A 14,023-nucleotide genomic window follows, 5' to 3' on the forward strand; every position below is an offset into this window, starting at 1 on the left:
TCCATGCCAGCCTCCTGCACCGGCACGCACCTGAATCAGAAAACCGCAGCGACGGGAATCCCCTTATGATTCAGCACGGTGAGAAACCGCTCTAATTGACGCGGAACGCGCCGAAAAGACCGTACAAGTCGTCCCGCGCGACATCGCGCTGTTGGTGCCTGGGGCTACCGCGACGCGATGGTGGCGCTGGTCGAGCAGTGGCGCGAGCAATGATTGCGCTGCGCACCGTGATCCACTTCATCACCGGCGAGCCTGTCGATCGCGACACCCGGCGCGCACGGCTGCTCGCCGCGCCTCGAAAGCCGATCGGTAGCATCACCCGGCGCGGCATCTTTCATCCAGCGGCAACCAGACACCGACCGGTGTTGTCACGCATGTGCGCAAGTGAAGCAACGGGCGGGGTTAATCCCACCCGTTGCTGTTCGAGCCCGGCAGCGATGCCGGTCTAATTGCGCTCGATGCTCCAGCCCGCCAGTAACGCCCGCAAGGTGGCGACGAATGCCAGCGGCTGATCCAGCATCAGATGGTGCCGAGCTTCGGGTACAGCGATGATCGGAATATCGATACCGCCGAGCTCGCGCACGTAATCACTGGAATCATTTGTAAAAAGGAGGCTTTGCTCGCCGTGTACTATCGCCTTGCGGCCTGGCGCCTTGACCAGCGTTCTGCCCATTTCAAGCCATTCGCTCGGCATATTATCCCGCTTGAACACTGATGGCGAAAACTTCCAGGTCCACGCTTCGCCTTCGCGTCGAAGTGAGTGGTAGGCCATGTAATCCATCAGGAACGCCTCACCAACGGGCTGTGGCGGAGACAGAACATACCGCTCGCGGGCGCTGGCGTAATCGGGGTAGCGCTTATGCGCGCGATCAGGGTCGCCTGATCCCGGGCCGGTGCGTCCGCCACCCCAAACGGCGTCAAAGCTGGACGGACGCAGCACCATCAGATCGCAAATCACCGTGCCGGCAAAGGCATCCGGCGCGAGCGTGATCGCCTGGAGCGCGACTGCCGCGCCAAAGCTGTGTGCGACGATGATCGGCTTGTGCTCGTGTCCAAAAAGTCCAAGGGCCTCCGCGACCCCAATCATCTCCCGTCCTCGCGCGACCATGTCACAATTCTCGCGAACGTCGCTGTCCCCCATTCCTGAATGGTCGTAGGCGATCACGTGGTAATTTTCAGCCAGGTAAGGCGCGACGAACGCCAGGCACCGTGCATGAGAGAGAAAGCCGTGGGTCATCAGTAAAGGAGGCGCGGAACGATCTCCCCAGCGGAAGTAGTGCATTCTTACACCAGAGACCTCGACGAAGCCTTCCTCCCGCGGCACGGATAGCGCGTCGACAAACCAATCGGGCAGGTATGCAGGATCTGGCGCCCAGGTCTGTACGATATCGGACGGGATTTCACGCATGGTCCTCAGTGCCTTTCTTAGACTGAATCAATTATGTGGCCTTGATCCGGCGTGACGCGACTGAAACCGAACTGTCCAGGCTGCGGCGTATTCATCCGATTGTTCTCGAACCGGATCTTTTCCAGTTTTGGTATATGTTCGCATCGCTTGTTTCTGGAGCTTCGCACGCGGGCGCGGGCGCGGGGGGCGTTGGTAGCTGAACCGGGAGAGGCGGGTCGGTTTCAAAGCCGTCAACGAGCACCCGACGGGCTCGCGATACGCGACTTTTAACGGTGCCAAGCGGTACGCCGAGACGATCCGCGGCTTCCTCGAATGTCAGCCCGTCCCGTGTCACCAGCTCGAAGGCTACGCGTTGTCCATCAGAAAGCGACGACACGGCTTGGTTGAATTCATTGGAAAAAATCCCTTCGTCCTGGGCGGCCGGGGCAATTAAAAAACGTTCTGCGATTGTCGGATCCCACGATACCGAGCGCCGATCTTTTCGCTTCCCGGACAGGAAGCTGTTCCGTGCGATCCGCATAAGCCAAGCCTTGAGGTTCGTCCCGATCTCGAAACGCTCTCGCGCGGCCCAGGCGCGCGCCAATGTATCCTGAACGAGGTCCTCGGTATCTGCCTCGTTACGCGTCAGCCGACGCGCATAAATCCGCAGGTTCGGCATCACCCTGCGCACAGCATGGCTAAAACCGCGCTGGCTTATAAACGGATCAGTCTGCTCAATGGCGACGGGAAGTGTCATCCGCGTCACCTTTGCAGAACGTGCAAATTGGGTGAGAAGACCGCTCCAGCCACGAAAGCCGACGCGATCCCATTGTTCTGTTGCTTTCTAGAGGAGATCAGAACGGGCAAACGCATCGACGCGGGATGCCGTCGAGTCAGCCTTTGGTCGATATTTGAGTTGCGCCGCCAATCCCACGCAACGCTGTGATCGCAGCGTCGATGTGTATCGCCGGTAGCGTGAATCCGAACGCATCGGCTTCCGCAAGGAGGACGAGCAGCGCGGCGATGAGTGTCGCCGCTTTGTCTTTTGGGTCGGTATTTGGCATCGATTACTCCGATGGTTGCTGCCGTTGTTGATAAATCGCGCCTTCTTGCATCGATTCCGGCGCGAACCACCTGCCAGCAATGCCGTGCCGTGGATCGGCACACGCTGATCATGGCTTCGATCCGATTTTCGCCGCAGGAGTCTCGATCTCGCTTGGTTGACCAGCAGGCGAGGGTTTGTAATCGGGCAATTTGGTCGACCCAAAGCCCCCCTGTTCGATCCTCTTGGCGACATCGCCGGCACGACCGACCGGTCCCCGGAGCGATCGAACGGTTTCAGTGACCTGGCGGGCATCCGCTTCCAACTGCCTCATCCGAGGTCGTGCGCGCGAAACCGACTGCCCAAAAGACACAGCTGATTTGTCAGCCGAATTCAGCGACTGCGCAATATTCTCACGAGATTTTCCACGTGACGCTTCAATGCGACGGCGAAGTCTCGCTGCACCATCCCCTGCATTCGCAAACTGCTTTGCAAAAGCATCGAGCCTGTCCGTCTGTGGCAACCGTCCCGACACTTGACCGACCTTGCCAGCCCAGGTCTGGGAATTGCGGGCGAGTTCGTCGAGACGCTTCTCGATCGAACGCAAACCAGCGGGGTCGAGCTTTTTTGACACGCTTTCAGCGTTCGACGAAACCTTCGCAATGAGGTCTGCTGGACCGCTGCCGGCGCCCAAGAGTCCGCCGCCTTTTGCTGGTATGATCGGGAACGGCTGCCCCGCTCGCGCCGAGAGCACCGGGTTGCGATTGTTGTCGCCACTCAGGCTCAGCGCTGCCGATCCATCAAATAATGATCGTTCGATCGACGCTGTCACACCGCGATGAAGAATCGTGTCACTCGTCAGCGCGAACCGGACGGTCACGAAATCGGGATTTGTGGGCTGAACCTTGATCTCAGTAATGCGGCCGATGGCAACGCCGAGAAGGTTCACGGCTGCCCCCGGTTGCAGGCCATCGACAGATTGTTCAAATCGTATCTCGTACGTCGGCCCGTTGGCATCGCTCGCCTGGACAAGCCAGAAAGCGAATCCGATCGCAGTGACCATGAGCAGGCTCACGATCAGGCTCACCTTCAACCAGTTTGAATGTGTTTCCATCGGGAGCTATGAATCCCGAGACCCGTCGCGCCAGGCGCGATGCTTTGCGGTCGGCTCTACGTACGGCGTGCTCATCGCGTCCTCACACCTTCGAAAACGGCCAGTGCAACAGCGCCGAAAGCTAACAGTCCCGCCAGGAGAGGCTGAGAGGAAAGCACTATCGCCGCGCAGATCGCGAGGGTGGCGGGATACAGCTGTCGAGTACCCCTGCCGGCACGCTCTCTTCCGCGTAAACGCTCAAGGTCCTTGGGCGCGATACTGACGGTGATCGAGCCGGTTCGCGCAACCTTCTCGATCTGTCCGACGAGGCTCGGCGTTGACAGAACCGCTCGTCCGAGCGCCGCGACCAGCTTGCCCGCCTCGCCGCGCAGCCGGGCAGGGCTTGCCCGCTCCCGCATCATTTCCTTTGCTATCGGAGCAAGCTCGCGGGCGATGTCGAATGCCGGATCGATGCGCCGGACGAACCCCTCGGCGGTAAGTAAGGTCCGGAGCACCAGGGCGAGGTCAGGCGGAAGCGCGAGATGAAAGTCGCGCAGAATCGCGAATACCATCTGAAAAATGTCGGCGAGGTCAATCTGATCGAGCAGGACGTTGCTGAAGCGGTCGATCAGTTCGGCCATTGCCTCTTCGAGCCGGACCCGGTCCACGTCCGGATCACCGGCCCAGAGCATAAGGATATCGACGACACCGCCGGTGTCCTCCGAAGCGATCGCAAGGCCAAGCCGAACGAGTTCCTCCCGCCGTCTCGGCAGGAGGGTGCCCACGGCCCCGAAATCGATCAGGCCAAGCGTCCCGTCTTCAAGGAAGAAGACATTGCCGGGATGCGGATCGGCGTGGAAGTGACCGTTGATGATGATCATGCGCAGGATCGCCTGCGCATAGGTGCTGGCGAGCGCCGCCAGATCGAGATCGCTTCGGCGTGCTGCATCCAAATCGCTTGCGGGAAACCCGCGGAGCCGCTCCTGGATGTTCACTCGCCTACCCGAAAGCTCCCAATCGAAGCGTGCGGTTCGAACCCCGTAGGTTTTAAGATATTCACCAATCGCGTCGCTGGCGCGCGCTTCTGCGCTGAGGTCCATCTCCCGGGCGAGGCTCTCGGCGAAATGGCGCAGCAGTTCGTCCGGCTTCAGTCTCGCGATCTCGGGGATACGTCGCTCCGCGACCCGGGCCAGTCTTCGCAGGAGCCGAAGATCGGCATCGACGATCCGCTCGATGCCTGGGCGGCGAATCTTGACGATAACGTCCCGCCCGTCGAGCAGCGTCGCCGCATGCGCCTGAGCGATCGAACCCGCCGCAAGCGCTTCGGTGTCGAAGTGACTAAAACTCGTTTCGATTGGCCCGCCGATCGCCTCCTCGATCAGCGGCTGCACGGCCGCGAATGGAAGCGGAGGAACGCGGTCCTGCAGTTTTGAAAGTGCATCGACCCATGCCGGCTCCAGAAGGTCGCTTCGCATCGCGAGGATCTGTCCGAATTTGACCGCCACGGGTCCGATATCCCGCAAAAGCGCGACGATCGCTTCCGGCCGGGTATCTTCAAGCGGCTCGTCCCCCCCCGCCCCCAGACCCAACCGAGCGGCCAGCCCCTTGAGACCGTGCCGGCCGAACAGGACGAGAATTTGCGCGAACCGCTTCCTTTCTTTTAGAGCGGTCGTATCGGTTTCATCGGGAGGAGCTAGATCAATCATGCGCCCGGCTTTGCGGGGCGGGAAACTTGGGTCTCGGGAACGCTGGCCTTCGTCTCCAGTTGGTCGACGAGCCGGTTCAAATGTTTGATCGCTGCGTCGAGACCCTCGAGTTCATCCGCTGTCAGGCTTCCGAAGGTCTGCCCTACGATGTCGTCGTAGAGCGGCATGGCCAGTCCCAACGTGGCCCGGCCGGCGTCTGCTATCTGCACCAGTTTGGACCGGCGATCGTCCGGAGCAGGCGATCGGAACACGAGACCATTTTGCTCGAGCGCGTCGATCGCCTGAGTAACAGTGCGGGGCGCCTGATCGAAAAAGCTCGCAATGTCGGTGGAGCGGCGCGGTTGTTCCGCGAGATATGCGAGCAGTTTTAGTTGGGCCATCGATGCACCCTGACAGGCAAGATAGGCGTCGATCAGCCGCCGCATCCTGTACCAGGTCCAGCCGAAGGTGGTTGCGATCCCACGTATACCCGATTGATGAGGTTCCATATAATGTGGTATTGCCGAAGCTTGGCCGCCGTGGCAAGTCCCCCGGCTCTTTGAATCGATAGTTGATCGGGAATAGAATGGTGGAAGATCCCACAGTCGGTTCAGGCGACCATGACGATGTCGGCGAGCGGCCCGCTGGTCCGCTCAAGTCGGTACGGGTTCGGCTGGCGCTGTTGGTTGTCGCGGTCGCGATCGTGGGAGCGGGGTTGGTATGGTATTTTGACCATCAGAACCGCGGCAAGTTCATGCAGAAAACCGACAACGCTTATGTGGCGGCGGACTCTGTCGTGGTGGCCCCGAAAGTTGCCGGATATGTCGAGCGCGTGTTTGTCAGCGCGAACCAAGCGGTCCGCAAAGGGCAGCAGTTGGCAGAACTGGACCCTCGCGAATATCGAGCCCAAAGCGAGCAGATCACCAGCCAGATCGACACAGCGAAAGCTGCGGTCGAGACGAGCCGTTCGCAGATCGCTGAACAGCAGGCGACAATCGTCCAGGCGCGTGCTCAGGCGGCCTCGGCGCGCGCCGAGGCCGCCTTCGCGCGGCAGCAGGTTGCGCGCTATCAGCCGCTGGCGGCGTCTGGCGCAGAGCCAGGCGAGCGATTTGCCCAGCTTCAGACGCAGGCACGACAGGCAGATGAGCGCGCCAATGCTGCTCAGGCCGGCCTTACCGCAGCAGAAAGGCGCGTTGGCACGCTTGGTGCCCAGGTACGACAGGCGCAATCGCAGGCCGAAGCCGCTCGTGCTCAGCTCTCCGCCGCGCGTGTGAACACCGAATCGACGTTGCTCAAGGCAGCGATCGATGGTCGCGTCGGCGATCTCGCTGTCCGGGTAGGGCAGTTCGTACAGCCCGGAACGCGCCTGATGACGCTGGTGCCGGTGGAGCGCCTCTTCATCGAGGCCAATTTTAAAGAGACGCAGCTAGGTCTCATGCGAGTCGGCCAGCCCGTCAGCATCGACATCGACGCGCTCCCCGGGGTCGAGCTGAAAGGGCGGGTTGCCAGCTTCGCACCGGGCACAGGTGCCCAGTTCTCCGTGCTCCCGCCGCAAAACGCGACCGGCAACTTCACGAAGATCGTTCAGCGCGTGCCCGTCCGTATCGCGATCGATGCGCCGCCCGAAGTCAGGCCCCTTCTGGTTCCCGGAATGTCGGTCGGCATTACTGTCGATACCCGTTCGGCCAAAGGCGACCTGGAGAGAATCCGGCAGGCCGTAAGTCGGAAGCGCTGAGCGTGGCGACGGTTGCTGCATCTCCGGGGACGTTACGCGCCGAGCGAGCCGACTCGACGGCCTGGATCGCGGTCGCGGCCGGCGCGCTGGGCGCGCTGCTCGCGACGCTCGACATCTCGATCGTCAACTCGGCGCTGCCGACTATCCAAGGGGAGATCGGAGCAACCGGCACGGAAGGAACGTGGATCGCCACGGCTTTTCTCGTTGCCGAGATCATCATCATACCGCTGAGCGCGTGGCTGGAACGGCTTTTGGGGTTGAGGACACTTCTCCTCATCTCGGTGACCTCTTTTACAGGATTCTCGGTCCTGTGCGGCACCGCTACGGATCTGATGACAATGATCGTCGGAAGGGCGGGTCAGGGGTTCACGGGCGGCGTGCTCATCCCGACAGCGATGACGATCGTCGCAAAGCGCCTCCCGCCATCGCAACAGCCGATCGGCATGGCCCTTTTTGGAATGACCGTCATCCTGGGTCCGGTTCTTGGCCCCCTGCTCGGAGGCTGGCTCACGGAAAATCTGAGCTGGCATTATGCCTTCTTCGTCAACGTGCCGGTCTGCGGTCTGCTCGTGCTGCTGCTGCTTCTCGGCCTGCCGCACGAGAAAACGAACTGGGTCTATTTCCGCGATGCGGACTGGTTCGGGATTGTCGGCATGATCCTCGGCCTGGGAGGACTGACGGTCGTGCTTGAGGAAGGGCACCGTGAAGAATGGTTTGAATCGACGTACATCGTCCGGCTGACGATCATGACCCTGATTGGTTTTGTCATGTTGGGGATCGGACAATTCAGGGCCGCCAAGCCTGTGCTTAAGCTGCGGATCGTAATGAATCGACAATTCGGCAGCGTCGTCGTCATGGCGCTGGCGCTGGGCATGGTGATGTACGGCTCGACCTTCGTCATCCCGCAATTCCTCGCGCTGATCGCTGACTATAACGCCCTTGAGACGGGTCAGGTGATTTTCCTCATGGGTGTGCCTGCCTTCTTGCTGATGCCCGTCATCCCGCTGCTTATCCGCGTCGTCGATATCAGGCTCGCCGTCGGCACAGGCCTTGCGCTCATGGCCGCCAGCTGCCTCGTCAACACCAGCCTCACCGCGGAATCTGCCGGAGAAGCCTTTACCGCCGGACAGTTACTGCGTGGTGTCGGCATGATCCTCACCATGCTGTTCCTGAACCAGGCCACTATCGCTTCGGTCAGCAAGGAGGATGCCGGTGATGCATCAGGCATCTTCAATGCCGCACGAAATCTCGGCGGGTCGTTCGCTTTGGCCGCCCTGGCCTCCTTTCAGGACCAGCGAATGTCGCTCCATAGCCGGCGGATGGAAGAGACCCTTTGGGCAAACGACCCAAGGTTGCAGGATTATCTCGCCGGCATGGCCAGGACGTTCGGCCAGATGGACGCCGCCCTTCAGTCGCTTGCCGGGACCATTCAGCAGCAGGCCTTCATCATGACGTACAATGACATTTTCCTGGCGATGGCGCTTGCGACACTGGCCACGCTTCCACTCGTTTTGTTCCTGCGCCCGCTGCCCAAAGGGCAGTCCATGGCGATGCATTGAGGCTGCGATGACAAACTTCAGAGGTCTCGTTCTCGCCCCCTTGCTGCTCGGCGGATGTGTCGTTGGCCCGGACTACGCCGGACCGCCGGGGTTGGGTCGCGCCGCCCCCCAATCCAAGTTCGTGCGCCAGACCGCGAGTACGAGCACCAATGACCCCGCAGTTGCTGAGTGGTGGACGGCTCTTCAAGATCCGGTCCTGAACGAGCTTGAGCGACGCGCACTTGCAGCGAATCCGTCGATCGATGTCGCCCAGGCGCGGCTCCGTCAGGCGCGCGCATCCGTGCGCCAGGAGCGCGCTAACCGCTTTCCGAAAGCTGGGGCACAAGCGACCGGAATCTTCGCGGACCTTCCCGGGATCGATCTGCAGTCGGCTCAGGGGAACGGCGCAACGCCCCCTTCCCAGGACGCGGATTCCTCTCTCCAGTTTTTCAATCTCGGCCTGAACGCAAATTGGGAAATCGATCTTGCAGGAGGCCAGATCCGAAAAATAGAATCCGCTAACGCACTAGCCGCAGCGGCTTCCTACAACGCGGCAGATGCACACGTTCAACTCGCAGCCGACGTTGCGCAAAGTTATACGAATCTGCGGGACCGGCAGCAGCGCGCCGCTGCACTTCGTGGGGGGCTGGACCTGCAGAAGCAGCAGCTAGGCCTCGCTCGGCAACGCTTTCAGCAAGGCACGGTGCCGGCCTTTGCCATTGGTCAGGCGAACCGCGCCATTCAGGCTACCAACGGCGATCTCGCTACGGCTGAGGCGGAGATCGGAATTTATCTCAATGCGCTCGCCGTGCTTGCAGGGGAGGCGCCAGGGAGGCTCGATTCCTTGCTGGCTGTCCCGCGTGACGTCCCCTTGCCGCCACAGGTCGTCGCCATCGGCGATCCCGCCTCTCTCCTTCGCCGTCGACCCGACATACGCGCCGCCGAGCGCAATCTGGCGGCCACGACTGCCCGGATTGGCGTCGCTGAAGCAGCGCGTTTTCCCAAGATCAGCTTTATGGGGATCCTAGGCATCGGCGGAACGTCTGTCGGAGACTTGGTCGATCTGGGAAATATCTCCAACATTGCCGTGCCCCAGCTACAATGGGGGTTGCTCGATTTTGGACGAACTTCGGCCCAGATAACGCAAGCGCGCGCTGGACGAGACGAAGCTGAGGCACAGTATCGACAGGTCGTTCTAGGTGCGTTCCAGGACGCCGAGAATTCGCTCGCGCGCTTTGCACAGCAACGTCGCAATGTGGCAGCGCTCGCCGAGATCAAGCGATCAGCCGACGAGTCAGATATTCTGACACAACAACGCTTCCAGCGAAAGGTGATTTCCCGCAGCGACGCACTCGAGTCCGGTCGTCAGAAAGTGCTTGCCGCATCAAACCTTCAAAGTGCGATTGCGGCTCTTACGGCAAGTTATGTCGCCATCCAAAAATCACTAGGACTTGGATGGGGGGAATCGACCTATCAAGGATTGGCACCCGATGCCTCGCCCAGGTCTCTCGGAACAACCAAGTAATTCCTCAGCCAATCCCGCCCGTGCGGCCCTTGTATTGCTGACGTACAGGAATATCGCCATCGACAAGCGGGTGCCAGCCGCCTTGCTTCACCTTTCGCCAAACGGGTCTTCAGCTTTAGGGCGCGACCCTGCCGGGCACGGCTCTATCGGCGCGATTGCGCCGACCAAGCCACCGTGCCGGCGTCTCGGCCCTGACGGGTGACGATCCTCGCGTGAGGTGTGCCACGTGGCACAGCCGCGGACGCGCACGGCGCGAACGATCCTCGATTGGCGTCGACGCCCTCCCCCGGAGGCCATCCGACGCGGGGAACATCAAGGGCTGCTGCCCTTTCGTTCCCGAAGGAAAATAGACAGCCCCGTGTGGTCCGCCAAGCGCGGCACCCGCCACCCTATGGGGTGTCGGCCGCGCTAGGCGGCCTGCCCGCACCAGGCCGTCGATTTTCTTCCTCCCTCCCCATCCCGCTCCTCGCCGGAGAGGCAGACCCGGTTGCTGCGGCAACCGGCTTTCAGCCTCGAAGGAAAGGAGACAGGACAATGACTTACACTCGATACAAGGGCGACCCGTATTGGAAGCGCGCGAAGACTGACGGGACCAGCGCGGACGGCATTCCCTACGCCAAGGGCGAACGTATTTTCTTCAACACGCGCACCGGCGCGACCTACGCGGGCGACGGCGCGACACGCGCATCGGTCGAGTTTGACGAACTCGCAGCCCTCGAAGGCTGACCCTCCCCCATCATCGAACGTAATTCAGATCAGCAGCTTTCAATCATGGCTATCACCTATCCCAAACTTTCGCAGCTTCGCCTTTCCCCGCTCAATCAGCGGCAGGTAAAGCCCACCGCCATCGAGAGCATGGCCGACGATATCGACGCGCACGGCCTCATTCAGAACCTCGTCGCCTACGAAGAAGAAGGCTTTTTCGTAATTACCCACCCCCGGTCTGGATGTTTCCTGCGCCCAGGGTAGCGGCGATGGTACCGAAAATGTTGGTCCCAGGCGTAAGGCGCGCGGTGGCGACGACGGTCCTGATGTCAGCTTCCCCCTGAGCAGCCCACATGGCGCGGTAGCCACTGATGATCTTGCGCTGGATGACGGCGGGGCGAAGGTCGCGCTCGCACGCATTATTGGTCGGTTCGACTTGGCCGGGCCAATATGCGAAGGTAAGGAGCTGCTCCCTGGCGCGGGCGAACCTGTTTCGGAGCTTCATCGTCAGTTCGCACGACGTGCGCGTCGTGATGATGTCGTCGATGGTTCGTTCGAGCGCGCGTCGTCTTGCGGGAATCGTCGATGGCGCCAGATGGCTGATGCCTTCCGCCAGTCCGAACGCCTTGTTCAGCCATAGTTTGAGCCGCATCGGCAGGAAGTCTTCACTGTTCTGGAGCGCATAGGCGACATCACGCGCGAGATGGGCGAGGCAGGCTTGGTGCGCATCGGCATGACCCTGCTGGGCGGCATAGCGTCGGAGCACCAGGCGTCGGGGCGATGCCCGTCCATCATGGTGCGCACTACGATCGCGCCGCGGGTCGGGGCGGCGGTGTGAACGACGGCATGGTCGCACCGGAACACCCAGTGGTAGGCGTTGCTGCCCTCGATGCGCACCCCGGTCTCGTCGGAGCTGACCACCCCTGCCTGACGCAGCCTCGATACGGCGTCATCGCGGCCACCTGCAAAATGCGCCTGCGCACGGCGGAGCATGTTCATCAGACCGCCCTGGCTGATCGTCAGACCGAACAGATCGGCAAACGCCCCCTGAAGCCGTTCGCAGGACAACGCCTGGAAGGTCTTCAGATAGGTCGCGATCGCATGGATCCGCGCCGAACGGCGTTCCCTTCGCCGCGTCCGGCAGCGCGGCGGTCACGCGCATCCCGCACGATGGGCAGCGAACCGCCAGCCGCCTGTGGCGCTCCACGACCGGCGTGATCGGCGGCAGTTCGACCGTATCGTGCTCGCTGACTGTCTCGGCCACCAGATCGGCCGGCAGTGCCGCGCAACAGCCGGTGCAGGTGTCTGGACGATGATCGATCGCGCGATCGAATGCCTCGCTCAGTATCCGGCTATGTCCCTCATGCCCTGGCTTTGCACCGCCGGGCCGCGATGCCTCGTGGCGCTCCTTGCGGTCAGTCGATGGCGGCTTCGACGATGTCCGCGACGTCTTCGCAGGGCGCTGCAGGCGCAGCACCAGTTCGATCAACTCCTCGCGGCTCAGGCGCTCGAGATCGGGACGGCCCATGCCCCCTTGAATCGGTGATCTCGCTCAGCCGCAAGGGGGTGGGTAATTACGCTGAAACAGTCATTTGAACACCGCAGAACGGTTATGCTGACACTCATAACGGGTCAGATTCCGACGTGTTACAGGCCCATCTTGATGCGGCTTTGGAACAGTTACGCGACCGGATGGGGACGATCGATGATCTTCGCCATCGTCTCGATCTATCGGACGAGGAACGGCGTGAGGCTCAGGCCCGAGTTATTGGCTTACTGGCTGGACCAGGACCAACGGAATCCAAGCGAGGATATTTTGGTCGCTTGTTTGGCCGACCCGACGAGTGATGCGCGGTTTAGCGCACGCCCATATAGCTCAGAAAGTGCGCGTAGCTTTTTGGGTCTATCGTATCTTTTAGGGTCACAACGGCTGTTGCAGCTGCCAGATACATCCCTTCCGCCTCCTCCTTGCTGCGCATCTTTTCAGGCATGCCTGTTTCCCGACGCGCCTCCCTCATCGCGGCTACCGCATCTTCAAAATCTGATAGCGCGTCGTTGATAGCGCAGACGCCGCCCCACCGGGCGGACCATGCTTGCTCGGTCGAGCACCCCTCGCTTAACAACTCTGCCGCGTAACCCTGCTTGACAACATGAAGATCCAGCTCAGGCCGATGCTGACGGGTGACAGCAATCTGCATGTAGCCTTTTGCAGCAAAATGAAGGTCTGGCTTGGCAGCTTTCTTTCTGAAAAAACCGAACATGATGCTTATGGCCTTTCTATTTATCGCCGTAACAGACGCGATATCGTTGCCTGACCGTCAAACGCTTCCACTACGAAAGCCACGAGCAGTTACGGGTGCACCTCGCCGACTTCATGGCGGCCTACAATTTTGCCCATCGGCTCAAGACGCTCAGCGGCCTTACGCCTTACGAATACACTGCCAATATCTGGGAGTTAGAGCCGGACAGGTTCATCGTCGACCCGATCCACCAGATGCCGGTACTAAACACCTAGACCGGTTCTATCATCTGAACTTGATTGATCGTTCATTGAATGTGATAAATTTTTCGTGTATCGCTGGACTCATAAGATGCTGCATTAACGTCCAGTAACCTCGAACTGCATCTTCGCCTGCAGCCGAATAAGCAAGCGCCATGTTCTCATGCATCCTTTCAAAAAGAACATTCTCAATCTCATAACCTTTAACTGTCAAAAAGACCAATTTGTTGCGGCGGTCTCTTTTGCCAGGCCGCGCTTCTACCATGCCTTTATTTTTTAGATCTTTCATGACACGCCCTAGAGATTGCTTGGTTATACCAAGAAATTCGAGAATTTCAGTTACTGTACTCCCGGGATTTCTCGACAGAATGTAGATAACTCGGTGGTGCGCCCGGCCAAGTCCCTGTTCGGCTAGAGCTTGATCTGCATGAGACAGATGAGATCGGTTAGCAAACATTAGCAAGTCCATGCCTCCGCGGATTGCATCCGTTCGGAGATATTGCGCAGGCGGTGGAGAGATAGTTCTAGGCATATCTGAGCAATATAGAATTTAAATGCCCTCACAATGCAGAAACGAGCAGGTAGTTGCGGGAAAGCGCGCTTCGGTTTTTAGACGGGTCGTCTGCGGCCGTTGGCTTCCTGTTTGGGAACGTGAAGCAAGAAGCCCAGCCCAATGCCTGGAAAAGGACCGCTGTCGGAAGCCGTTTTCTCAAAACGTAGATCGTGTCCCACCGCGTGGTGTAGCTTCAGCGGCGTAGCCGCCTTGATCTCCGGGCATAGCCGGGTCGATCACGCCGCCATGGACGACAACGT

14 protein-coding genes and 2 pseudogenes are annotated in these 14,023 nt (G+C 60.5%); 6 read left to right on the forward strand and 10 right to left on the reverse strand.

Annotation, left to right across the window (positions count from 1 at the left end; translation table 11 throughout):
- The first annotated feature begins 209 nt into the window (after nucleotides 1–209).
- Nucleotides 210–449 (forward strand): hypothetical protein, encoded by a 240-nt coding sequence (locus tag FHY04_RS21845; protein WP_183937977.1) that lies wholly within the window; start codon nucleotides 210–212, stop codon nucleotides 447–449.
- Here the strand turns inward: FHY04_RS21845 and FHY04_RS21850 are convergent.
- The 6 genes from FHY04_RS21850 to FHY04_RS21875 form a co-directional block, all read right to left on the reverse strand.
- Complete coding sequence (locus tag FHY04_RS21850) at nucleotides 446–1,408, reverse strand: alpha/beta fold hydrolase (protein ID WP_183937953.1); 963 nt, start codon at nucleotides 1,406–1,408, stop codon at nucleotides 446–448. The two genes, FHY04_RS21845 and FHY04_RS21850, sit on opposite strands and share 4 nt — an antisense overlap.
- Before the next feature lie 91 nt (nucleotides 1,409–1,499).
- Nucleotides 1,500–2,144 carry an RNA polymerase sigma factor gene (locus FHY04_RS21855; RefSeq protein ID WP_183937955.1) on the reverse strand — a complete coding sequence of 215 codons (645 nt, stop codon included), beginning with the start codon at nucleotides 2,142–2,144 and terminating at the stop codon, nucleotides 1,500–1,502.
- A 136-nt stretch (nucleotides 2,145–2,280) separates the two neighbouring features.
- Nucleotides 2,281–2,451, reverse strand: coding sequence for a hypothetical protein (locus tag FHY04_RS21860; RefSeq protein ID WP_183937957.1), 171 nt, complete (start codon nucleotides 2,449–2,451; stop codon nucleotides 2,281–2,283).
- A gap of 108 nt (nucleotides 2,452–2,559) precedes the next feature.
- Nucleotides 2,560–3,516, reverse strand: coding sequence for an MlaD family protein (locus FHY04_RS21865; protein WP_183937959.1), 957 nt, complete (start codon nucleotides 3,514–3,516; stop codon nucleotides 2,560–2,562).
- Between the two features lie 98 nt (nucleotides 3,517–3,614).
- Nucleotides 3,615–5,228: an AarF/ABC1/UbiB kinase family protein gene (locus FHY04_RS21870; protein WP_183937961.1), complete on the reverse strand. Its 1,614-nt coding sequence runs from the start codon at nucleotides 5,226–5,228 to the stop codon at nucleotides 3,615–3,617.
- Complete coding sequence (locus FHY04_RS21875; RefSeq protein WP_183937963.1) at nucleotides 5,225–5,653, reverse strand: MarR family winged helix-turn-helix transcriptional regulator; 429 nt, start codon at nucleotides 5,651–5,653, stop codon at nucleotides 5,225–5,227. Before FHY04_RS21875 ends, FHY04_RS21870 begins: the two co-directional genes overlap by 4 nt.
- Nucleotides 5,654–5,793: 140 nt before the next feature.
- Here FHY04_RS21875 and FHY04_RS21880 point away from each other — a divergent pair, with 140 nt between their 5' ends.
- From FHY04_RS21880 to FHY04_RS21895, 4 genes are all read left to right on the forward strand, one after another.
- Nucleotides 5,794–6,942: an HlyD family secretion protein gene (locus FHY04_RS21880; RefSeq protein WP_183937965.1), complete on the forward strand. Its 1,149-nt coding sequence runs from the start codon at nucleotides 5,794–5,796 to the stop codon at nucleotides 6,940–6,942.
- Between the two features lie 2 nt (nucleotides 6,943–6,944).
- On the forward strand, nucleotides 6,945–8,501 hold the full coding sequence (locus FHY04_RS21885; protein WP_311726005.1) for an MDR family MFS transporter: 1,557 nt from the start codon (nucleotides 6,945–6,947) through the stop codon (nucleotides 8,499–8,501).
- Between the two features lie 7 nt (nucleotides 8,502–8,508).
- Nucleotides 8,509–10,005 carry an efflux transporter outer membrane subunit gene (locus FHY04_RS21890; protein WP_183937967.1) on the forward strand — a complete coding sequence of 499 codons (1,497 nt, stop codon included), beginning with the start codon at nucleotides 8,509–8,511 and terminating at the stop codon, nucleotides 10,003–10,005.
- A gap of 534 nt (nucleotides 10,006–10,539) precedes the next feature.
- A complete protein-coding gene (locus tag FHY04_RS21895; protein WP_183937969.1) occupies nucleotides 10,540–10,731 on the forward strand; it encodes a hypothetical protein in 192 nt (63 codons plus the stop codon).
- 39 nt (nucleotides 10,732–10,770) lie between these two features.
- Here the strand turns inward: FHY04_RS21895 and FHY04_RS23135 are convergent, their stop codons facing one another.
- From FHY04_RS23135 to FHY04_RS21910, 3 genes and pseudogenes are all read right to left on the reverse strand, one after another.
- On the reverse strand, nucleotides 10,771–10,941 hold the full coding sequence (locus FHY04_RS23135; protein ID WP_332747980.1) for a hypothetical protein: 171 nt from the start codon (nucleotides 10,939–10,941) through the stop codon (nucleotides 10,771–10,773).
- Nucleotides 10,934–12,238, reverse strand: a pseudogene (gene tnpC / locus FHY04_RS21905) (IS66 family transposase). The gene FHY04_RS23135 and the pseudogene tnpC overlap by 8 nt, the downstream one beginning before the upstream one ends.
- A gap of 328 nt (nucleotides 12,239–12,566) precedes the next feature.
- Nucleotides 12,567–12,971 carry a hypothetical protein gene (locus FHY04_RS21910; RefSeq protein ID WP_183937971.1) on the reverse strand — a complete coding sequence of 135 codons (405 nt, stop codon included), beginning with the start codon at nucleotides 12,969–12,971 and terminating at the stop codon, nucleotides 12,567–12,569.
- 53 nt (nucleotides 12,972–13,024) lie between these two features.
- On the opposite strand from FHY04_RS21910, the pseudogene FHY04_RS21915 reads away from it, so the two are divergent.
- Nucleotides 13,025–13,225, forward strand: a pseudogene (locus tag FHY04_RS21915) (IS481 family transposase); the annotation flags it as partial.
- A gap of 10 nt (nucleotides 13,226–13,235) precedes the next feature.
- Here the strand turns inward: FHY04_RS21915 and FHY04_RS21920 are convergent.
- Entirely contained in the window at nucleotides 13,236–13,679 is a 444-nt protein-coding gene (locus tag FHY04_RS21920; protein WP_260171735.1) for a MarR family winged helix-turn-helix transcriptional regulator, read from the reverse strand.
- Between the last annotated feature and the right edge of the window lie 344 nt (nucleotides 13,680–14,023).

The organism is Sphingomonas sp. BK481 (assembly GCF_014194875.1).
Taxonomy (GTDB): domain Bacteria; phylum Pseudomonadota; class Alphaproteobacteria; order Sphingomonadales; family Sphingomonadaceae; genus Sphingomonas; species Sphingomonas aerolata.

Coding starts and splice junctions, on each gene's coding strand:
- FHY04_RS21845 (WP_183937977.1), top strand. CDS start 210: ATGATTGCGCTGCGCACCGTGATCCACTTCATCACCGGCGAGCCTGTC.
- FHY04_RS21850 (WP_183937953.1), bottom strand. CDS start 1,408: ATGCGTGAAATCCCGTCCGATATCGTACAGACCTGGGCGCCAGATCCT.
- FHY04_RS21855 (WP_183937955.1), bottom strand. CDS start 2,144: ATGACACTTCCCGTCGCCATTGAGCAGACTGATCCGTTTATAAGCCAG.
- FHY04_RS21860 (WP_183937957.1), bottom strand. CDS start 2,451: ATGCCAAATACCGACCCAAAAGACAAAGCGGCGACACTCATCGCCGCG.
- FHY04_RS21870 (WP_183937961.1), bottom strand. CDS start 5,228: ATGATTGATCTAGCTCCTCCCGATGAAACCGATACGACCGCTCTAAAA.
- FHY04_RS21875 (WP_183937963.1), bottom strand. CDS start 5,653: ATGCGGCGGCTGATCGACGCCTATCTTGCCTGTCAGGGTGCATCGATG.
- FHY04_RS21880 (WP_183937965.1), top strand. CDS start 5,794: ATGGTGGAAGATCCCACAGTCGGTTCAGGCGACCATGACGATGTCGGC.
- FHY04_RS21890 (WP_183937967.1), top strand. CDS start 8,509: ATGACAAACTTCAGAGGTCTCGTTCTCGCCCCCTTGCTGCTCGGCGGA.
- FHY04_RS21895 (WP_183937969.1), top strand. CDS start 10,540: ATGACTTACACTCGATACAAGGGCGACCCGTATTGGAAGCGCGCGAAG.
- FHY04_RS21910 (WP_183937971.1), bottom strand. CDS start 12,971: ATGTTCGGTTTTTTCAGAAAGAAAGCTGCCAAGCCAGACCTTCATTTT.
- FHY04_RS21920 (WP_260171735.1), bottom strand. CDS start 13,679: ATGGACTTGCTAATGTTTGCTAACCGATCTCATCTGTCTCATGCAGAT.